Origin of the sequence: Pseudofrankia sp. DC12, from assembly GCF_000966285.1 — a bacterium.
GTDB lineage: Bacteria > Actinomycetota > Actinomycetes > Frankiales > Frankiaceae > Pseudofrankia.
In genome coordinates, this window is sequence record NZ_KQ031391.1 from 1,230,396 (window position 1) to 1,251,630 (window position 21,235).

General features: G+C 69.0%; 12 protein-coding genes and 1 tRNA gene. 5 read left to right on the forward strand and 8 right to left on the reverse strand.

The features are described from left to right. Positions 1 to 195: 195 nt before the first annotated feature. The gene (locus FRADC12_RS05105; protein ID WP_084011263.1) at positions 196 to 1,026 is read right to left on the reverse strand and encodes a TylF/MycF family methyltransferase; all 831 of its coding nucleotides are present in this window, start codon (positions 1,024 to 1,026) and stop codon (positions 196 to 198) included. Between the two features lie 182 nt (positions 1,027 to 1,208). Here FRADC12_RS05105 and FRADC12_RS05110 point away from each other — a divergent pair, with 182 nt between their 5' ends. Next, positions 1,209 to 1,727 carry a hypothetical protein gene (locus tag FRADC12_RS05110; protein WP_198152773.1) on the forward strand — a complete coding sequence of 173 codons (519 nt, stop codon included), beginning with the start codon at positions 1,209 to 1,211 and terminating at the stop codon, positions 1,725 to 1,727. Here the strand turns inward: FRADC12_RS05110 and FRADC12_RS32830 are convergent. Next, positions 1,683 to 3,176, reverse strand: coding sequence for a glycerophosphodiester phosphodiesterase family protein (locus tag FRADC12_RS32830; protein WP_349305849.1), 1,494 nt, complete (start codon positions 3,174 to 3,176; stop codon positions 1,683 to 1,685). The two genes, FRADC12_RS05110 and FRADC12_RS32830, sit on opposite strands and share 45 nt — an antisense overlap. A 38-nt stretch (positions 3,177 to 3,214) precedes the next feature. Between FRADC12_RS32830 and FRADC12_RS05120 the strand changes: the two genes are divergently transcribed. Then, positions 3,215 to 3,286: transfer RNA gene (locus tag FRADC12_RS05120), tRNA-Lys, on the forward strand. A gap of 178 nt (positions 3,287 to 3,464) precedes the next feature. Here the strand turns inward: FRADC12_RS05120 and FRADC12_RS05125 are convergent. The 5 genes from FRADC12_RS05125 to FRADC12_RS05145 all read right to left on the reverse strand — a co-directional run bounded on the left by FRADC12_RS05125 (position 3,465) and on the right by FRADC12_RS05145 (position 11,927). Beyond that, entirely contained in the window at positions 3,465 to 3,650 is a 186-nt protein-coding gene (locus FRADC12_RS05125) for a helix-turn-helix transcriptional regulator (RefSeq protein ID WP_045875771.1), read from the reverse strand. Positions 3,651 to 5,116: 1,466 nt separating this feature from the next. Beyond that, positions 5,117 to 5,713, reverse strand: coding sequence for a hypothetical protein (locus tag FRADC12_RS31995; protein WP_198152774.1), 597 nt, complete (start codon positions 5,711 to 5,713; stop codon positions 5,117 to 5,119). 165 nt (positions 5,714 to 5,878) lie between these two features. After that, positions 5,879 to 7,120 carry an IS256 family transposase gene (locus FRADC12_RS05135; RefSeq protein WP_045875773.1) on the reverse strand — a complete coding sequence of 414 codons (1,242 nt, stop codon included), beginning with the start codon at positions 7,118 to 7,120 and terminating at the stop codon, positions 5,879 to 5,881. Positions 7,121 to 7,295: 175 nt separating this feature from the next. Further along, positions 7,296 to 10,883, reverse strand: coding sequence for an AAA family ATPase (locus FRADC12_RS05140; protein ID WP_198152775.1), 3,588 nt, complete (start codon positions 10,881 to 10,883; stop codon positions 7,296 to 7,298). Between the two features lie 528 nt (positions 10,884 to 11,411). Further along, complete coding sequence (locus tag FRADC12_RS05145) at positions 11,412 to 11,927, reverse strand: hypothetical protein (protein WP_045875774.1); 516 nt, start codon at positions 11,925 to 11,927, stop codon at positions 11,412 to 11,414. Between the two features lie 356 nt (positions 11,928 to 12,283). Here FRADC12_RS05145 and FRADC12_RS05150 point away from each other — a divergent pair, with 356 nt between their 5' ends. The 3 genes from FRADC12_RS05150 (at position 12,284) to FRADC12_RS05160 (ending at position 20,206) form a co-directional block, all read left to right on the forward strand. Next, a complete protein-coding gene (locus FRADC12_RS05150) occupies positions 12,284 to 13,672 on the forward strand; it encodes an NsdA family TPR-like regulatory protein (protein ID WP_045875775.1) in 1,389 nt (462 codons plus the stop codon). Positions 13,673 to 13,835: 163 nt separating this feature from the next. Further along, complete coding sequence (locus FRADC12_RS05155; protein ID WP_045875776.1) at positions 13,836 to 16,856, forward strand: helicase-related protein; 3,021 nt, start codon at positions 13,836 to 13,838, stop codon at positions 16,854 to 16,856. Continuing rightward, a complete protein-coding gene (locus FRADC12_RS05160) occupies positions 16,856 to 20,206 on the forward strand; it encodes an Eco57I restriction-modification methylase domain-containing protein (RefSeq protein ID WP_232303624.1) in 3,351 nt (1,116 codons plus the stop codon). Before FRADC12_RS05155 ends, FRADC12_RS05160 begins: the two co-directional genes overlap by 1 nt. Here the strand turns inward: FRADC12_RS05160 and FRADC12_RS05165 are convergent. Next, positions 20,191 to 21,189, reverse strand: a complete 999-nt coding sequence (locus FRADC12_RS05165; RefSeq protein WP_045875091.1) for an IS30 family transposase — start codon at positions 21,187 to 21,189, stop codon at positions 20,191 to 20,193. The two genes, FRADC12_RS05160 and FRADC12_RS05165, sit on opposite strands and share 16 nt — an antisense overlap. Positions 21,190 to 21,235: the final 46 nt, after the last annotated feature.

Consider the following 21,235-nt stretch of genomic DNA (forward strand, 5'->3'; position numbering starts at 1 on the left):
GCGGGCGGCGTTTGGCGCGGGCGGCGTTTGGCGCGGGCGGCGTTTGGCGCGGCGGGCGCGTCCTCGTCGGCGACAGCCCCTACCGGCGGGCCAGCGCCATCCCAGCTCAACGGCCTGAGACCGAGTTCCGGCACGTGCGGGCACCACACAGGCACCATGCCGCTGGAACTTCCGTGCGTTTCGGATCAGCCTCCACTACCGACGCCCGCCGTCATTCCGCTCCACGAGGGCCGGTCCCGGGAGGCGCCAGAAGACGGCCCACTGGTCGATCCGCGTCAGGGGCGCGGTGACGCCGTGGGCGGCGCGGTAGTCGTGGACCGCCTCCCGGCACGCCGGGATCTGGTAGTCATCGATGATCACGAAGCCGCCCGGCGAGACCTTCGGATACAGGTTGTGCAGCGCGTCCATGGTCGACTCGTACAGGTCACCGTCGAGCCTGAGCACCGCGATCCGCTCGATCGGCGCGGTGGGCAGGGTGTCGCGGAACCATCCCTTCAGGAACCGGACCTGGTCGTCGAGCAGCCCGTAGACGCCGAAGTTGGCCCGCACCTGCTCAAGCGGGATGGCCAGCACGGCGTTGGCCAGGTGCAGCCGGGCCGCCTGGTCGCTGGGGTGGCTGTCCGGCCCGCTGACCGGCATCCCCTCGAACGAGTCGCACGCCCACACCAGCCGGTCGGTCACGCCGTAGGCCCGCAGGACCGCGCGCATGAAGATCGCCGTCCCGCCGCGCCAGACCCCCGTCTCGACCAGGTCGCCGGGAATGTCCTCGACGATCGCCGTGGCGGCGCAGTCCTGGACGTTGTCCAGCCGGGCGCGGCCCACCATCGTGTGCGCGAGGGTCGGCCAGTCCAGGCCGGCGGCCCGCTGGTCGCCGTCGAACGACGCCCCCTCTCGGGAGACGGGCGGGTCCTGGTAGATCGTGTTCAAGAGGATCCTCTTCATCAGGTCGAGGTAGTCCTCGTTCCCGGCCCCGTGCGCGGTCAGCGGCCTGGCCAAGGTCACGTCGTCGTCCCCTCTCGCGGCCACGGCCACGGCTGCTCCCTCCCGGTTGTCCCCGGATGGTTCGATCCTGGCCGGTCTCCTCGCGGCTCGCGACCAAAGCCGACCGTCCCTCCACGCGGACCGGCTCCCCGGCCGCCGAACTCGTAGCCACCGTGCATAAGACGGGGCACGTCGCCGTCGGCTGGATGCGAGCCGCGCGTCGGGTCATGGGACGGCGCCATCGCGGTGATGAGCCGCAGCTCGGGGAATATCGCGAACGTCCGCCTGCGGACGAACACGCTGACGTACCGGGCGCGACGGCCGGGCGGCCGGCGGCCTGGCCCGCCATCCGGGACGGCGGCGGCATCGACACCCCGCTGTACGGCGTCGTCGAATGGAAAGGCGGCGCGGAGCTGCCGACGCAGTGCCGCTTCGCCGGCCGTTACCGCACTGACCGGGCACTCGGCGGCCAGCGCAGCAACAGTCGGCCGAACCTGCTCAACGACCGTTCCCCCCATCTCATCTTCGCCCCGGCCGACGCCTGGGGTTACTGCGACGGCGCCGAGCCGGTCATCGTGCTGCCGGTCCAGCGCCAGATTCACTACCAGGCGCGGACCGTGCCCGTGCCCGCCGGGGTAGTGATCGTTCGGCTCGCCCTACGGCGGACCACGCAGGCGCGCGGTTGGTGCGCGGGTTCCTGGTCAGGTCGCGGGCCAGAGGGCGCGGCGTCGCAGGACGGTACGTAGCACCTCGGGACGGTCGGTGATGAGCCCGTCCACACCGAGGTCGAGAAGCGCCTCCATCGCCGCCTCGTCGTTGACGGTCCAGACATGGACCGGGAGTCCGATCGTCTTCAGATAGCGGACGAACCGGGCGTCGCAGACCTGGACCGACCGGAACGAGACCGGCACCTGGACGACGTCGCGCCCGACGAGGCCGCGCGGCCGACGCGCGCCCTGCCGATCTGCACCCGAGCCGTCCGGGCGAGCGGAGCCGCTAGGCTCGGCGCTCCGCGGGACCGAAACGTCCTGAAGCTCCTCGCTCGGCGAGCGCTCTCGGGGCTCCCGGCCATCGGCCGGACCTCGACCGTTGCTGCCGTCCGACGACCGTCCGCCATTCGAGCGGCCGACAGCCAGCCAGGATGGCAGGAAGCTCCACAGACGGGCGACGGCGATCGCGGACATGCCAGCGCCGAGGCACAGGTTCGGGCCGGCCAGGCGGCGCGCTTCGCGAGCGACCCCGTCGTCGAACGAGGTGACGCAGACCCGACCCAGCGCGTTCACCCGGAGCAGCGCGGCGATCGTCGGCTCGAGAGCAGCGGCTTCCTTCACATCGAGGTTGAATCGCGCGTCGGGCCAGCGGTCCAGGAGATCGTCCAGCCTGGGGATCGGCTCGCCGCCCGCCGAGCTCGGCTGAGCCTGGTCCGTCGGTGCGTCGCTTGCGGCAGCCGTGGCATTGCCGGTCGAATTGGAGCCGTTCGTGGTCGCGGTCGTCACCGTGGCGGGAGGGGGCTCCGTCGCGCCCGGTCGTGATGACGGTGGGTGAAGACGGACACGCCCTGCCTCAGCAGCGGTAAGATTGGCAAGCCGACCGGTGTGATCCGACACCCGATCGAGGGTCGGATCGTGCAGGATCATGGCCGTTCCGTCCCGCGTCACCCGGACGTCGGTCTCCAGGTAGCGGTATCCGAGCGCGATCGCGTGCGTGAAGGCCGGCCACGAGTTCTCCGGCCACGGCCCGGCCCCACCGCGATGCGCGAACGCGATCGGCCCCGGATGGTCAAGAAAGGTAGGCGGAGCCATGGTCGTCGCAGATCCCCTCGTCGCCGACGGTCGGAGCCCCCCATTGTCGGTCTCCCGGGCCGGTCCGCCCGTGATGCGAGCGGCTCTCCGCGTTGGCCGTCGTCGCGCGGCGGCCCGCGGTCCTGCCCCAGGTCCAGCCTGGCGCGGATCGGCCGGCTGGACACGGCGGTCTATCGGCGGGATCGAGCGCCGATCCCGGGCGCGCGCGCAGGCCTGACCTGCGCCGTTCCGTGGTTGTGGCTCCCGTGACGCATCGTCGCGAACCCTGACCGATCGGGCGGGCGTCGTTGCGGGTTCCGAGTGGGCCCACCCCGACCATCCGCCCCGCGAGCTGGTAGAGTCTCCTACGTCGACGCGGGGGAAACCTGCTGGACACCAGCAAGACCTCGGCATTTGTACGGCCTCAGCATCTGCACGACCTCAGGAAACATGCGCCGCTAGCTCAATGGCAGAGCAGCGGACTCTTAATCCGCGGGTTCGGGGTTCGAATCCCTGGCGGCGCACCCGTAAGCCCTGCTACGCAGGGCTTTTTCATGTTGGGACGATCTTGACTGCAAGATCGTCCCGCAGAAACCCCGCTCTTTGGGAACCATGATCGGCGGTCGGGTCGGCCGGTGCGGGGCGTGGACCACGCCCCGCAGCCGCGCCCGGTTCGGTCGTATTTGTGAGTTACGTCACGTCCTAGTGGGCGGCGAGCCACGCGGCGACATCTCGCTCTCGGTAACGGACGTAGCGGCCAACACGGATGCCCCTCGGCCCGTCCCCGGTGGTCCGCCACTTGTAGACCGTGCTCACTGGAACCCGCAGGAACCGCGCCAGCTCCGGCACCGTCCACAGCCGCTCCGCTTCATCGCCAAGTTCTGCCATCGCGGTCGCCTCCTCGTCTGCCCGACCCGACCGGCGCCGCGTCGTGTCCGCCAGTCGCCAGGCCCCACCGCGGCAGCCGTCCTGGCACCTCCGTCTGAGGGCCAGTCAAGAGCCGGGAAGCTGAACCTGTCTGTCGACGAACGGCGCGCGGCGCCGCACTGGTATGGACGATGAGCGCCAGAGTCACCGCCAAGGCCATCTGAACCGTCACCGCCGAGGACATCGCCACAGACTCGGTCACCGCCAACGACACCGGCGCAGCCCTCGCCGCAGCGAGGCGGCCCGGAACAGTCGAGGACAGGTAACGGCCGGCGGACCCAGCCTCATCGGCGTCCTCGCGGAGACCTTGTCAGCACCCTTGTGCCGCGAAGAGGTCGTCGGCTGGAGGGGTGACGCGAGGACGTACCTCCGCCTAAGCCGGCCCGGCACTTGCGCGTCCGCGGCCAGCGTCGGCGGTGAGGCAGCGAGTGCGCTGGCGCTCCCGGCGCCGTGCATGATCTGGCGATAGAGAAGTGAGCGTCGCGTTCGTCAGGGCTGCGGAGGCCCATCGGCGACCCGGCCGCGCCGGGTGCCCAGGCCGGGTCGTCCGGGCGGGACTGACCGCTAGCTGCGCGGATGTCGTTCGCGATGACGATCGAGATGGCCCTCTTGATGAGGGTCGTGATGACCGAGCCGGACCACGTCGGACGCGCCGTGCGAGCCAAGACGGGAATCGGCACGGCCGGGCCCGGGACCGGGTCAGCCGCAACCGCTGGCCAAGCCGGCGGCAACGGCCCGGCGGTCGGGGGGGCCGCGGCAAATCGTGCTCTCACCTGTCACGGGCGCCCCCGCACGCTCCGCGCATGGTCATCTCAGTCCGCGCGTAGCGCCCACCAGCGGCTGGCACCCGAGAACCTTGGGGTGATCGTGCACGGTCGCTATCGCGGCGCGGGTCGCCGTCTGGCGCTGCGGCGCCAAAGGGAGGACTGGTCCCCGGTTAGGCGGATCCGCGATCAATGTCAGGACGAAGCCGGCGCTCGGTGAGTAGCCGCCTGATCGCGCCGAGATCGCTCTTGGGATCGGAGTCACGGACGATCCGGCACGGGTCTTTGGCTGCCTCGATGGTCGAGGCGGGCTCGATAAAGGTCGCGCCGGCGTAACGCTGCGAGCGACGCCCGATGTACGCCTCCCCGGTTGCAGCGGAACAACCCGCTGGCCCGCGGTGTCGGCAGCCCTGCAGCGAATCTGGAATTTGGTCCTCGGTACCGGTGCCACCAACCGCTGCAAGCCTCGCCGAATCCGTCCACCGCAGGAGACGCGCCTACATCAGGACATAACCACCCGTACAGACGCGCCGGACTCCTGCCACGGAGTGCGGCGCACAGGCCCCAGTCGGGAGATTTCAGGAAGAACATTGCGAACGGCGACGTCCGAAGCCACGGCGCCGTCACCATCACACGAACGGCGGTCGCGCCGCCCGAAGCCCGCTAGATGATCACGAAGCCGCTCTCGCGCAGCACGGCTTGCCACTGCCGGATTGGGCAGTCGGCCTCCACCAACGTCTCCAGGCCGCCTAGCCCAGTCGCCGCGAGACAGGCCAAGACCTCCTCCTGCACTGGGAAGTTGCCCTGCAGGGCGTCGCAGTGACGGCAGGTGTTGGCGAGGTAGGTCCCTCCTACGGTTTGGCTGTACCGGGTCTTGATCGTCTCTGCTACCTCCGGCCGCCCTTCGACCCGCAGCAGCCATTGGGCCAGGGCAATCGTCTCGTCGGTGTCCGTGGTGGGCAGCCGTTGGTACCCGCGGGCTGGTTGTTTCGGATAAAGGCCCACAACACAGAGGGTCTGTTCACCACACTTCCAGCAGAGTCTCTTCATACCCAGGATGCGTACGCGGATCGTGGCCGCGCATCCGGCCGGCGGCGGTTGCGGTCCGGAATCCGCCGACCCAGCTCCGGGAGCGATCTGGTCGACACGGCAAGCGGCGCAGAGGACCTCCCATCCCTCGGGGCCCGCTCGGAGTAGACCACCCTGCGCATGCACCATCACGGAACAGGACGCACAACGGCCCTCGAACTGGTTGTCCATCCGAACTTCTCCGATCCCAGAAAGGACAGCAGCTGCGGGTCCTAGAAAGCCGGGTAGACCAAGGGCTACCCGGCGATCTGGATAGCACGAAGGAGTAGTCGGAGCTTCGGTCACGTCCAGCGGCGTGGTGTACGGAGGGTGACGTCGCGTGATCCTGGGTGCAGGTTATGCGGCGAGGGCGTCGGTGGTCACGCTGATCTCGGGTGTGTCGGCGGCGGTTTCGGCTGGATCGGTTTTGGCGAGGATTTCCAGTCCGAAGTAGCGGTGGGTCTCGATCCATTCGTCGTGCTGTTCGGCGAGGACCGCGCCGACGAGACGAATGATCGCGTCGCGGTTCGGGAAGATACCGACGACGTCGGTGCGCCGGCGGATCTCCTTGTTCAGCCGTTCCTGCGGGTTCGACGACCAGATCTGCCGCCAGATCTCTCGGGGATAGGTCGTGAACGCGAGCACGTCGGCTTTCGCTTCCTCCAGGTGGGTCGCGGCGCGGGGTAGCTTCTCGGAAAGAGCCTCGACGGCCCGGTCGAACTGTGCGTTCACCTCGGTCGCGCCGGCCTGGTCGAAGATCGTTCTTACCAGCGTGGCGACCCAGGGCTGTGAGCTTTTCGGGGTGAACGTCAGCAGGTCGCGCAGGTAGTGCGTGCGGCAGCGCTGCCAGGACGCGCCGGGCAGGGTCGCGCCGATCGCGGCGACGAGGCCGGCGTGGGCGTCGGACGTGACGAGGCGAACGCCCGTCAGGCCGCGGGCGACCAGGCCGCGGAAGAACGCCAGCCAGCCGGCACCGTCCTCGCTGCTCACGACGTCGAGGCCGAGGATCTCGCGGTGCCCGTCGCCGTTGACACCGACCGCGAGCAGGCAGTGCACGTTGATCACTCGGCCGTCCTCGCGGACCTTCATCGTCAACGCGTCCGCCTGCACGAACCGGTACGGCCCGCCGTCCAACGGCCGGGAACGGAACGCCTCGACCTGGGCGTCGAGATGCCGCGCGAGCTCCGATACCTGGGACTTCGAGATGTGGGCGACGCCGAGCTGCTCGACGAGCTTGTCGACCCGACGCGTCGAGACACCGAGCAGATAGGACGTCGCGACAACCGAGATCAGCGCCTGCTCCGCACGCCGGCGCCGCGTCAACAACCACTCCGGAAAATACGAGCCCTGCCGCAGCCGCGGAACCGCCAACTCGATCGTCCCGGCCCTCGTGTCCCACGCCCGATCCCGGTAACCATTCCGGCGATTGACACGTTCCGGAGATACCTCGCCATATTCCGCATTACAGATCTCATCCACCTCGGCGTTCATCAACGCCTCCGCGAACGCCTTCACCATCGAACCCAACAGATCAGGACTCGCCGTCAACAGCTCCTTGCCGAACCCCTCCGAGTCGGTCACAGTCGGACGCACGGCCATCGCGTATCTCTCCTCATCGAGTCGCTTTCGCAGGCTTTCTCGTGAGGATCACGCGATGGCCGTCCAACGTCACGCACCGTCACACACGGCGAGTCGTCAGACGATCACACCCCGTACACCACGTCCGTGGACTCCACTGGAGCTTCTGACAGCGACGGGGTGTCTGCGCGTCTAGCTATTGGCCGGATTGCCGCCTGCTGGCCGTTCTCTTTGTAGCGAACCGCCGACCGCTAGCGCCTCGGACCGGCGAGGCATGGCCGACGCCAAGTACCTCGGCAGCGAGCGCGCGCCAAGCCTGGGCATCGGCTCCGCGGAGGTCGTCGGTAATCAGCAGGGTTCCGTTCTGGCCTCCGCCATCGGCGTGCGGAAGGATCCCGTTCGCGGCGTACCAGGCCTTCTTCTTCTCCCACTTCCGGGCGTAATCAGGCAGGTCAAGCATGCCAGCGTGCTCCCAGAAGACGGTGCGGCCGTCGTCGGCGGCGATAGTGAAGTCTGGCAGCACCTGGCGGCCGTCCCTACCTGTGTAGGGCTGCTCATACTGCCATTGGCCGGGGACGAGGCCGTCGAGAAGCCCGGCGATGATGACCTCGTTCTTCGAGGCCATAGGGGTGCCGTTCGCCGAGACGTGCAGGAGCTTGCGGTCGTACCGGCGCGCCTCGCCCCGGATCTGGAGGGTGAACGGTTCCGGGGCCGTGAACAGGTCGGTGAGCCGGCGGGCGGTTTCGGAGCGCCAGGGCTGGGCGAGGTCACGCAGGTCTGCGAGAGATCCCTCGTGCAGGATGACGACCCTGTCCTTCTGCCGGGTCAGCGCGGTGTACATCAGCTCGCGGGAGACGTGGGCGTGCGCCGGGAGGACCAGGAAGGTGGTGCCGAACTCGGAGCCCTGCGACTTGTGCACCGTGACCGCCCACGCCAGCTCCAGGTCGACATCATCGCCGTCGGTCGGCCAGTAGCCGTACTGGAACCCTGGCTGGGAAGAGAACTCGACGTTGAGCCGTAGCCCCTTCTTCCGCCGAGTCTTGCTCGGAGTGACGCGGCCAATGCCAACGCCGATCTCGCCGTTCGCGACGTAGTTGAGCCCGCCAGTCGGTGGGTAGGCCTTGTGGCGCCGGTTGGTCGTCTGCATGACCTTGTCGCCACGGATGATCATCTCGGGGCCGATGGGTGCCGGGATGTTGGAGGTGAAGGTGCGCTGGGCGAACCGGAGGTCGTCCGCGCGGTAGACCCGCTTGATGTGCCGGTTGAGCTCGACCGTGCCGAACGGGCGTGACCGGGTCGGCGACAGGATCTGCCAGCGCTCGGCCTGGCGTCCGGCGCCGGGCTCCCAGTTGAGGTACTGCCCGTTGACCGATGCCCCGTAGGTCAGCGCGAAGGCCCAGTCGGGCTTCGGGTGGGTGTCGAGCGGGAGTTCCTCGCGCATCGTGTCGGTCAGCGCTTGGACCGCGGTGCGCTCGCCCCAGGGCTCGTAGCGCACGGTCGGCAGGTCCGGGGTGGTGGCGAGCTCGGTCCAGATGGCCTCGTCGCCGGCGCCGCGGGTGCCGTCGCCGAACCAGGCCGCGAGTTCCAGGTCGTGGCGGGTGCCGTGTCTGCCGTCGGGTAGCTGCCGCCTGGGTACCTGCAGTTCGACGTAGCCGGGTGCGACCCGTGCCCAGTTGACGAATTCTGCGGGCCGCAGTTTGTTGACGAGATCGGCGAACGGCCGGCCGGCTCCGATCGGCGGCAGCTGGTGCGGGTCGCCGACGAGCACGAGGCGGCGGACGCCGGTGAAGGCATCGAGGGTCGCGGCAAGCATCTCTTCGGTGAGCATGGAGGCCTCGTCGATCACGACGAGGCCATAGCTCCGGCGTCGGCCGTCGTTGCCCAGGACCCGGTAGCGGCCGGTTTCGCCCTCGTAGCGGCCCGAGAGGGTCAAATAGCTGGCGAGAGTCATCGCCGGCAACTCGACCTTCGTCTCCAGCTGGACCCGCGCCTTGCCTGTCGGCGCGAGCAGCAGCACGCCATCGGCGGCGACCCCGGGATATTCCACAAGCGCCCGCAGCAGTGTGGTCTTTCCGGTGCCGGCGGGCCCGATGAGCACCGACAGGGCCGAATCGTGGAGGATCGACAGGCCGGCGGTCTTCTCGGTACGGGCACGGTCCTCCAGCTCGTCGTCCGCACCACCGGATGAGACGGTGACAAGCTGGTTGCGGTCGAGGGCCGCGTCCAGCACGGCGCGAGCGTCCGACAGGTCGCCCAGCCGCGTGCGCCGCTTTTGGACCGCAATCCAGTCGCGGATCGTCTGCGACGTTTCCTCATGGCGGACGAGCTTGTAGGCCGGGGAGCCGTCCGCCAGGGACACGCTGGTCAACGGCGACCAGTCGGGCCACGCGACGGCCGAATCGTGATCCAGGTCGAGACCCAGGATGATCGTGCTGGTGAGGTTGCCTAGCTGGTCCAAGCTGCGCGCGTTTGCCAGGTCCACAGTCTCGTCCGCCGGGACCAGTGTGTCGCCCTGGGCACCCTGCTGCTCCAGTACATCGGCGAGCAACGCTTCGACGCGTGGCCTGTTCAACGGCCCGTCTCGCCGCACCTCGGCCGGGACCGGTGCTGTCCAGCTGACGTGCGTCGGCGGGTACAGGGCCCGGTCCACTGTCGTGAAGGGCACGTGATCGGGCGTCCCGTAGGTGCAAGTCGCCGCGAGGTATGGGTTGTCCAGCAGCTGATTGAGTTCGAAGCCGACGTCCGTCTCTCCGGCCATGATGGTCCTCACCTGGTCGGGCGTGATGTCGAACGCCGAGAGCAGCCGCAACGCGGCCTGGCGCTCGGCCGGCTGCTTGCTCCAGATTCTGCCGATAGGGCGGGGCAGGTGCGACCTGAGCTGGTCGGGCGTAGCAGCGGGATCAGCGAAGATCTTCTCGAGGAGCGGCCAGGGATCGGACTCGCCAACATGCCCGACGACCGCCCGGGCAGCGGCATAGGGCTGGGCCACGCCGAGTTCACTGAAGATGGCGGCGAGACCAGGAACGGGGCCACGTATCTGCCACAGCCGCTCGGCCTGGGTCGCGATCCAGTCCAGCGACGCGTCCGGAACCTCCACCCCGAGCGCCCGCATACCCCGGGCGGCCCGTTCGAGTGAGGCGAGCGCCTCGATTGCGGCGTCATCCGACAGGTGCTCCGTCACGTACGAGAACTCGGTGCCGCGCCTTTCGGGAGCCCAGGCGAGGGCTCCGGTGACATCCACACCGTCATCGAGGAGTGGTACCAGCCGCTGGTAGGGCAGCAGAATGCCGTCGGTCATGCCGGGCCGCAGGCTGTGCTCGACGACCGTCTCCCACATCGACGACAGGAACGGCGCGGTCGGCGACTGGTTGTACATCGGCGGAAGCGTCACCCGGGTGACGCGCGCGGCTCCGACCAGCAGCCGGTCTGTACGCAGCTCCTGCAGCGGTGAATGCTTCAGGTAGATGACGACCAGCGAGTGACCCACCGTCACGGGCTCGAAGAACGCCTCGATGACCGCCCGCTGGTTGTTCCCGTCCATCACCCAGGCCGCATCGCCGTAGCCCGTCGCCTCATCAACCTGGTCTTCCGCGGTCGGGTTGAAGGCTCGCACGCGGCCGTGACCGACCTCGTCAGCCAGCATCTTCCGGTTGAGCCAGCGGAACGGCACCGCCTCGAACGCGTAGCCCGGAAGCGATACATCGGTTGGATGGATCGCGCCCTTGTACGCCTGGTTCCAGGCGAACGGATGCGTCTTCGTCACCGTGTACCCGACGGGCGACATGAACGTCGCACGCTCACTCAGGCACGGCAGGCGACCCTGGTCGAGCGAGTCGATGCCGGCAGACGCATGCTCGACTTCATAAGCATCGTCCCGCTTCGGACCGATGTTGCTCAGAAGCACACACGACGAGTTCCCCCGTGGGTCGTCACAGACATATTGATCCCAAGGACGATCCCGCCACGGAACCCGCATCGACAGGTGCTGAACGCCGCTCACGCCACCGGCATACCATCCAGCACCGACAAGACGGTCATCTGCCACCGATGCCAGTCTTGAATCTCGACCACGGCGTCTGCTCCGCAGTGAACCCCTAGAGTCGGGCTGGGCTGGACGTCGCTGCCAATTACTGCAGGTCAGCGACCATTTCGAGGCTCCACATTGCTCCTGATCATGGTCAGAACCTAACTGCATGACGATACGTACGGACGTGGGCGCCCGTGTCCGGTTGTCCACAGCCGTGCCCCCGGGCAGAGCGCCGTGCCCGGGAGGGTTCCAGCGACGGAGGACGTCTCGCCGGTCGGGTCGGCGTCATGCCGCGACAGCGAGGGGTTCGAGATCGGCCGGGTCAGGCCGGTCGCGCCAGGCTGCGGTGCGGCGATGGTCGGTGAGCTCCCACACGACGCGTAGCTGGATCGCGTCCGGGGTGACGACCGAGACCAGGTGAGGGACGGTGATCGCGCCGGCTTCCCAGGTGCAGTGGGGACGGGCGCCGCAGGTGATCACCGGGGCGTGGGCAGCCTCGTCGATGGTCCGCTGCTGGGCGATCAGGCGGGCGATGGCGAGGGCGAGAAAGGTGCGGGCCGGGGAGACGAGCCTGGGGCAGACGACCAGGACCCGGGCATCGCCGGCCGTGGCGAGGGATCGGGCTTTGTTCTCGGGTGGGTAGGGATGGGCGGGGACGAACACGACACCCGTGTCGCCGCCGGCATGGTGGCGGGCGTGGCCGTCGAGCAGGACGCCTGGGCGGGCGGGCAGGTCGAGGGGTTCGAGGTCGAGGGTGACAGGGCCGGTGGTGGTGCCGTCGAGATCGAGCATCACGTGCATGCGAGGCCTCCCGTCCAGGCGTGGGTTACGGCTCCCCGGGGCCGGGGTTGTGGGGGCCGGCCGACCCCGGGGGCCGCGGCCACCATGACGCGGCTGGCCGGGCCGTCGACAGCGACTCGTTCAGGCTTCCCAAGGGACTCGACGGACCCCGCGCCGACGACCCGCCGCGGCGACGACACCGGGCCGTCCTGGAGACGCCGTCGGCACGGGTCCGCGCCGTTTCAGTGACGCCCAGGGGCGGGGTCTGAGCCTCCTTGGTGACGTTTCGACACGCGGCGTGGTGGTGACGTGACAGATGACCGGCAGGTCCGGATCATGCGAGATGTCTGGTTGCCTCATGGCCCGAGAGGTGCGGCATGCCCCCTGCTCCCACTGCGCGGACCCTGCTCGCCCAGCTCATCCGCCAGAAGCGGTGGACCGTCGACGACTTCGTCCGCGCCTTCAACAAAGCAGGCCGCCAATCCGGGCCGGACGGCGAAGACCACACGATCAGCCGGCGGCAGGCCACCCGCTGGGTCGGCGGTCGGCTGCCCTCGCTGCCACATCCGGCGTCTCGTCGCGTCCTGGAAACCATGTTCGCCACCGACGCCGAGGTTCTGCTCGCTCCGCCAGATGCGCCGGTGCGTGACCGATCCCTCACTGCCGAAGGGGTGGCCGTGGCTGCGTCCGCGAGTGACCATGAGCAGACCGGTTCAGCTCCGTCCGAGGAGGTGGGTTCCTCGCGTCGCCGTGACCTGTTGGGCGCCGGTGTCCTGCTCACCGCCACCGGCTCCCTCATCGACCCCGTCACCCGGGCCGCAGGCATCTCCCGCGCGATCGCCGCCTCCACGCCCGACCCGTTGACGCTGGCCCAGCTCCAGCACGGCATCCACCAGCTCACGACCCGCTATGCCCTGACGCCGCACGCCGAACTCGTCGGACCGATCGAACGCGCCTGGGACAACGCCGAAGCACTCCTGGAAACTCGCGTCACCGGAACCAGCCGCACCGACCTCGAACTCGTCGCCGGCCAATACGCCTACTACCGCGGCCAACTCGCCTTCGACATGGGCGACGAACAAACCGCACTCACATTCCTCGTCCTCGCCGCCCAACATGCCAACGCCGCAGGCGACAGCCTGCTCTCGGGTTCGGTCGCCGTCATGCGCTCCTCATGCGCCTTCTTTTCAGGTGACTTCGGCCGGTCCGCAGCTTTGGCCCAGCAGGGACAGGCTGGCGCCCATCCCTATGTAGCGCCCCTTCTCGCCGGCTGCCTGGCGCGCGCATTGGCGCAACTTGGCCACGCCGATGGTGCGATGGCCGCGCTCGGGACGTTGCATGACACCGTTTGGGACGGCGCGTCGCTTCCCGGGCCGAACGTGGCCAGCCAAGAGTTCTATGAGGCCTTCAGTGCGATCACGCTCAGCTATCTCGGACGCGGCGACGAAGCCGAACAGCATGCCCGGACATCGCTTCAGCTCGTGGCGGATTCCGGCCGCCATGTCCAGGCAGCCGGGTCCCAGCTTGCGCTCGCCCGAGCCTTCCTACGGCGCCCGGCGCCCGACCCGGAACAGGCCGCAGGCGCAGTCACGGATGCCTTGCGCGTGGCAGCGGGAAACGATCACGGCCGCACCACGATCCGCGCGACGGCGATCTACCGCCGCCTCATAGCCACTCCCGGCTGGGCCGGACTTCCCGCCATCCGCGACCTGGCATCCCACCTCCCTGCCAGCCCCCACGCCCTACCGGCAGCCGCCGCCGTCTAACGGGGGTAGGTGCCGTAGGTGCCGGAATTGTGCTGGTTGGTCTGGCGCCGGGCGGTGTGGGCGACTGGCGCGCCCATCGGGAGATATATCAACTCGCTGACGGTATGCTCACCGCTCGCCCCTGATGGGCGGATCGCCTGGAGCCAGGGGGGTTGGCGGGGGCATGGTCACGTTTGCGCCGGGATCGGTGGTCGTTGCGCGGGATGAGGAGTGGCTGGTCACCGCAGCCGAGCGGGCTGACCGTACCGCGGACGGGGACTGGCGACTGGATGTCGTCGGCCTGAGCGAGCTGGTCCGGGAGACCACCGCAACCTTCTTCACCGCGCTCGACCGGGACATCACGCTGCTCGACCCGCGTGAGGCTGCCTTACGTCCGGACGCCTCGCCGAAGCATCGGCGGACCCGGCTGTGGCTGGAGGCGACGCTGCGCCGCACGCCGATGCCGTTCGGGGATCCGGCGCTCACGGTGTCCGACGGGATGCTGATCAATCGACTGGACTACCAGCGCCAGGCGGTCGCGCACGCGCTGGCGCCGGAGAACCTGCGGCCTCGGGTGCTGATCGCCGACGCGGTCGGGCTCGGGAAGACGCTTGAGATCGGAATGCTGCTTGCCGAGCTGACGAGACGGGGCCGCGCTGACCGGGTCCTGGTCGTCACACCGCGCCACGTGCTGGAGCAGATGCAGCATGAGCTGTGGTGCCGGTTCGGCCTGCCGCTGGTCCGCCTCGACTCGGACGGGTTGCAGCGGGTCCGTCAGAAGCTGCCCGCGAACCGCAATCCGTTCACGTTCTACCGGCGGATCATCGTCTCGATCGACACGCTCAAGTCGCCGAGGTACCGCTCGTTCCTGGAGAAACACCGCTGGGACGTCGTCGTCATCGACGAGTCCCACAACCTGACGAACGTCGGCACACTGAACAACGAGCTGGCCCGAGTGCTCGCGCCGAACGCGGAGGCGCTGATCCTCGCCTCGGCTACTCCGCACAACGGCAAGAAGGACTCGTTCGCCGAGCTACTGCGTCTGCTCGACCCGACAGCGGTCGGCCCGGACGGCGAGTACGACGTCCAGGACGTCACCCGCCTGTTCGTCCGCCGGCACCGCAACTCCCCGGAGGTCGCCGCCGAGGTCGGCGCGGACTGGGCGCTTCGCCCGGAGCCCCTCGTCATCCCGGTCACGCCGTCGCCGGCCGAAGACGCGATCGCCACCGAGCTGTCGCAGACCTGGCTCTACCCCCGCGGCGACACGACGCCCCCGGTCTCGGGAAAGGGCGCGGCCCTGTTCCCATGGACACTGGCGAAGGCGTTCCTGTCGTCCCCGGCCGCATTGCTGGAAACGACCGAGGCTCGACTGAAGCGGATCAGCGGTCTGACCGACCGCGACACCGAACGGGAACGTCAGGCCCTCGAACGGCTGCGCGACCTGACCGAAACCGCGTCGACGCCACAGGCCACGAAGACCAACGGCAAGTTGACCGTTCTCGCCGACTACCTGCGCAGGTCCGGCGTCGGCCCTGGATCGTCGACACGAGCGGTGCTCTTCGCCGAACGAGTCGCCACCCTCAACTGGCTCGCGGCCAACCTGGCGCCACTGCTCGGCCTGACCCGCGACCAGGTCGCCGTCATGCACGGCGCGCTACCGGACGTCGAGCAGGAACGCATCGTCGACGACTTCAAGACCGCCGCCAGCCCCATCCGGATCCTCGTCACCGGCGACGTCGCGAGCGAAGGCGTCAACCTGCACGCCCAATGCCACCACCTGGTCCACGTCGACATCCCCTGGTCGCTGATCCGCATCGAGCAGCGCAACGGCCGGATCGACCGCTACGGCCAGCAGCACCCGCCGCAGATCGCCGCGCTGGCGCTGACCCCGTCGGACGAGCATTTCAGCGGCGATGTCCGTGTCCTGGAGAAGCTGCTCGCCAAGGAGCACCTGGCGCACACGACCCTCGGCGACGCGGCGACCTTGATGCATCTGCACTCGCCGACCGCCGAGGCGGACGCGATCCGCGAGGCGCTCGCCCGCCACCGCGACCTCGACGACCTCATCCCTGACCCGACCGCCACGGCCGGCGACGACGAAAACCTGATGGCGATGTTCGGCGACGAGTTCGACACCGACTTCGTCGCCGCCGCTGCGACCGCCGAGCTCCCGACGCCACCGCCGACCCGGCCGCGTGAGTCGCTCTACCCGACCGATCTCGCCTTTCTGCAGGACGCGCTCGCCGAGGTCTATGACCAGCCGACCCGCCCGCCCAACGAGGACCGGGGCGCTCCGCCTGGCAGCGGCGGGGTCGGTTGGACGGTCCACCAGGGCGCGGCGTTGGTCTCGATGACCCCACCGCGCGATCTGCGGACCCGCCTTGACGCGCTGCCTGCCTCCTACGTCACGGAGCGCGGCGTCCGCCACCAGCTGGTGCTCGCCACAGCGCCCGAGATGGCGCTCGACGCCCTGCGTGCTGCCCGCGAGGGCATCGCCGCCACTCCGAAACGCGGCGGTGGCCGGCCGGCGAAGGCGGCCAAGGGTGATGCGGTCACGGTCCGCGAGGTGCTGCCGCCGCACAGCTCGACCTGGCCGGAGGCGCACTTCCTTTCCCCGCTGCACCCTGTCCTCGACTGGGCGGCGGACAAGGTCCTCGCCGCGTCAGGCCGCAACGAGGTCCCGCTCGTCCACGGACCGGTCGACTCCCCACGGGTCCTGGTCCTAGCGATGCTGATGAACCAGCGCGGCCAGGTCGTCACCCGGCAGATGGTCTCCGTCGAGTTCCCGACCGGCCGCGCCGATCTGCCGCTCGCCCACGTCGTCGATGGCCTCGAACTGTTCGAGGGCACCGGGCTGAGCGACAGCGATCCGGTGAACGCAGGGGCCGCGGACGTCACCGACGAGCTGGCCGCGTTGGTCCCCGCGGCGATCGACGCGGCCACCGCCGCCCTCGACCTCGCCGAGCAGACCCAGCACGCCGACCTCGACCGCCGCCTGCACGCCTGGTCGAGCCGGCAGCTGCGCTGGCGCGCCCAGGCCGAGCAGCTCGAACTGTCGCTCAGCGGCGCCGCCCGCGCCAAGGTCCGCCGCCTCGCCAAGCGGGTCAGTCTGGAAGAGGAGATCGCACTGTCGCTGAAGGCGAGCCAGCGGCTGCTCCGGCCACTCGCCGTCGTCATCCCCGTGCCCTCGGGAGAGCTGGACTGATGCCAAGCTTTGACGCCGTCGTCGTCGGCGAGTCGTGGATCTCCGAGCACTACCTGACCTCGGACGGGCGCAGCGGCACGTTCCTCGCCGAGGTGCTGGCGCTACGGGACCGCTGGGACGAGACCGAGAGCGCCGGCCACCCGAGCGCCCGATCCGCGCTGCGCGACGCGGCGACCCCGCTGGCCCGCCGGTTCGGCGCCCTCGGGGAGGACAGCTCCGACGACACGGTCCGCGAGACCCATCGCGAGGTCCGCCGGGCCCTGCTGCTCGACCGTGACCCCAGTCTTTGGGCGTCGGACCGGTCCGGCGACGAGGTGCGGCTACCCGCCGCCGTCGTCCACCCGTCGCCGACGGGAACCGCGCTGATCGTCGTCGAGGCCCGGCCCGTCTCCGCCGTCGAGGAGCTGCTCGACCCGGAGACCGGCGTACTGATCGACCCGGCGACGGTCGACGGCAAGCCCCAGCCCGCACTGGCGAAGACTGTCTCGACAATCTTCCTTACAGACGATGCGCCGCCGTTCATCCTCATTCAGGCCGGCCGCTGGGTGCTGCTCGTCGAGCGGGCCCGCTGGGCCGAGGGCCGCTGGCTCGCCGTCGACCTCGGCGTCGTCGTGGACCGGCGCGACACGAAACGCGCCGGCGAGCTGGAGCACGCGGCCGCGATGCTCGGCCCCGACCTGCTGCTGCCGGCCGAGGACGGCCAGGCCCCATGGCTCGGCCTGCTGGAGAAGTCGGTCCAGCACACCGTCGGCGTCTCCGCTGGGCTGCGCACCGGGGTGCGACTGTCGATCTCGATCATCGCGAACGACGTTGTTGCCCGGCGGGCGGCTCGCGGTGTGCCGGTGCTTGGCGTTCCCGGGCTCGGTCAGGACCTGGCCCGTCAGGCGCTGCGGTTCCTCTACCGGATCCTGTTCCTGCTGTACGCCGAGGCGTCTCCGCAGCTGGAGGTGCTGCCCGTCGGCGCGCCCGAATACCAGGCCGGCTACGGCCTCGACCGGCTGCGCGACCTGATCCTCACCGACCTGTCCGGTGATCGCTCGCGGAACGGCACCCACCTCTATTCCTCGCTCGCGCTGCTGTTCCGGCTCGTCGACGAGGGCTTTGACCCCCGGCGTGCCGTTCCGCGGAACGCGGAGATCGACGGTTTCGCGAGTCCGGACGACTCCGACGACAGCGAGACGGCTGACGGCAACGAGGCCGACGGGACCGCTGGCGACCAGTTGGTGTTCCAGGCGCTGCGTTCGGACCTGTTCGCCCCGGCGGCGACCGCGCTGATCGACGAGGTCGGTCTCGGCAACGAGGCGCTTCAGCAGGTGCTGAGCCACTTGCTGCTCACCCCTGTGAAGAAGAACGAGGATCGCGGCTTCATCGCCTACGGCGAGCTGGGCATCAACCAGCTCGGCGCCGTGTACGAAGGCCTGATGTCCTGGTCCGGCATGATCGCGGACACCGACCTGTACGAGGTCGCGAAGGGCGGCGACCCGTCCGGCGGCACCTGGCTGGTCCCCGCCGACCGGGTCCACAACGACACCGTCCTCACCAGCTCCCTGGTCCGGGAGAAGGACGAGCACACCGGCGAGCCGAAGCCAGTGCTGCACCGACGCGGCTCCTTCGTTTTCCGCCTCGCCGGTCGCGAACGTCAGCAGTCCGCCTCCTTCTACACGCCCGAGTCGCTTACCCGCTCCGTCGTCCACCACGCGCTGGCCGAGCTGCTCGACCAGGACGGTGCGACGACGAAGGCCGCCGAGATCCTGCGGATGACGATCTGCGAGCCGGCACTCGGCTCCGGCGCGTTCGCCATTGAGGCGGTCCGCCAGCTCGCCGCCGAATATCTCCGCCGCGCCCAGGACGAGGCCGGGGTTCGTATCCCGGCCGAGGATTACCCGGCCGAGCTACAGCGCGTGAAGGCCTACCTCGCGCTGCACCAGGTCTACGGGGTCGACCTCAACGCGACGGCGGTCGAGCTGGCCGAGGTCTCCCTGTGGCTGGACACGATGCAGGCCGGGCTCGCGGCGCCCTGGTTCGGCCTACATCTGCGTCGCGGCAACAGCTTGATCGGCGCTCGGCGCGCCGTCTACGACCCGAGCCTGCTCAAGAAAAAGGCGTGGCTGACGACCGTCCCCAAGGACGTCGGTCTGCACGACCCAACCGCGCCGGGGTTCGTGCCATCGGTCGGTGCCGGAATCCACCATTTCCTGCTGCCCGCCGCCGGCTGGGGCGCCGTCGTCGACACCGCCGAAGCCAAGATCTACGCGCCCGAAAAGCGCGAAGAACTGCGTAAATGGCGCTCGGGGGTTCTCGGTAGCCCGGATGCACAAACCAGCAAACGGCTCGCGCGGCTCGCGACCCGGGTCGAGACGCTGTGGGACCTGGCCCGCCGGCGGATCGAGCTGGCCGAGGTCGGCGTCCGTCGCGACGCCGAGATCTGGGGCCACGCCAAGCCGGCCGGGGCGCCGTCCGGCCACTCCAGCCAGGACACCGCCGACCAGGAAAAGGCTGAAGGGACGTCAGTCAGCCGAGACCAGGTAGAGAGGGTGCTGCACGACGAGGGCAGCGCCTATAGGCGGTTGCGCCGGGCCATGGATGTCTGGTGCGCCCTGTGGTCCTGGCCGCTCACGACCGACACTCCGCCGCCTGACTGGAATGCCTGGCTCGCCGGCCTCGAAGCCCTGCTCGGCGTGGCCGCGATCGACCGCAGCGGTGTGGCGGCCGAGAAGCGCGGCCAGACCACTCTCACGGCCGACCACACCTGGAACGGCCTCGACGACGCCGAAGAACTCGACCTCGGCTTCGCCGGCGCCCTCCCCATCGACGAGGCGCTGGCCCGCCACCCCTGGCTGACGGTCGCCGCCCAGATCGCCGAAGCCCAAGGCTTCTTCCACTGGGAGCTGGAGTTCCCCCAGGTCTTCACCAAGGGCGGCTTCGACCTCCAGGTCGGGAACCCACCGTGGGTCCGGCCAGACTGGGACGAGGCAGGCGTGCTAGCAGAATCCGATCCGTGGTGGGAGCTCGACGCTCAGGCCTCCGAACAGGCCAAAAAGAAACGCCGCGTGCAGGCCTTTGCGTCGCCCGCATCGGAGCTATGGTATCTCGACCAGCGCTCCGAGCAGGCAGGGATATCCGCACATCTTGGAAGTTCGATTGATAGGCCCACGCTGGCCGGCCTAAGAACCGATCTTTATCGATGCTTCATAGATCACACTTGGCGCTCATCTGCCGCCCAGGGAATTGTATCGCTCATACATCCAGAGTCCCATTTTACCGAACTACGTGCTGCCGCGCTGCGCCGAGAAGCGTATCATCGTCTTCGGCGTCACTGGGCGGAATCAAGCGGTCATGGCGACACATGACTTTCCAGCAGCTCGGTAAAGACCTCGAGCGGCGTCGCCCATTTGAGCGTCTGCCGTGGCCGCCCATTCAGCTGCGTGGCCACCATATCAAGTTCTTCCTGCGTGTGCAAGGACAGGTCTGTGCCCTTCGGGAAGTACTGGCGCAGCAACCCGTTGGTGTTCTCGTTCGAGCCGCGCTGCCACGGTGAGTGCGGGTCGCAGAAATACACGGGAATACCGGTGCGGACGGTGAAATCGGCGTGCCGGGCCATCTCCTTTCCCTGGTCCCAGGTCACCGAGTTCCGCATGAACTCGGGCAGGGTCTCCATCTTCTTGCCCAGCAGGTAGGCGACCTTGTCGGCGTTACGGTCGTACGGTATTCGCACCAACATCACGAACCGGGTCGTGCGCTCGACCAGCGTGGCGATCTGCGACTTGTTGCCCTTCCCGATGATCAGGTCGCCCTCCCAGAAACCGGGGACGGCGCGGTCCTCGGCCTCCTTCGGCCGCTCGCTGATGTTGACCATGCCGACGATCCCGCCCCTGGTCAGGGTGCTGCGCGACCGGTTGACCCGCCTGGCCCGGCCCTTACGCAGCGCGATCTTCAGTTCCGTCCGCAGCTCGCCGCGCGCCTGGAGGTAGAGGCACTCGTAGATTGTTTCGTGGCTCACGCGCATGCTCTCGTCGTCGGGAAAGTCCGTGCGCAGTCTCTCGCTGATCTGCTTCGGCGACCACTTCTCGACCAGGCCGGTGTTCACCGCGTCGTGCAGCTCCTTCGACGCGACGAGTTTCCGTTCCTTCGGGCGGGCGCACATCAGATCACACCGTGCCTGCGCATCCACCGCCCGATACGCCGCGGCACCGCCGTTACGCTCGATCTCCCGGGAGATCCCCGAATGATGACGACCGAGCACAGCGGCGATATACCGAGCCGAACGCTCCTGACTCAACTCCCGCGAGATGACCTCGCGGTCCTCCACCGTCAACCGCTCCCGTACGCCCATCCACCATCCAGCCCCTCGACACCATCGCGATCATCCTATCGGGGCG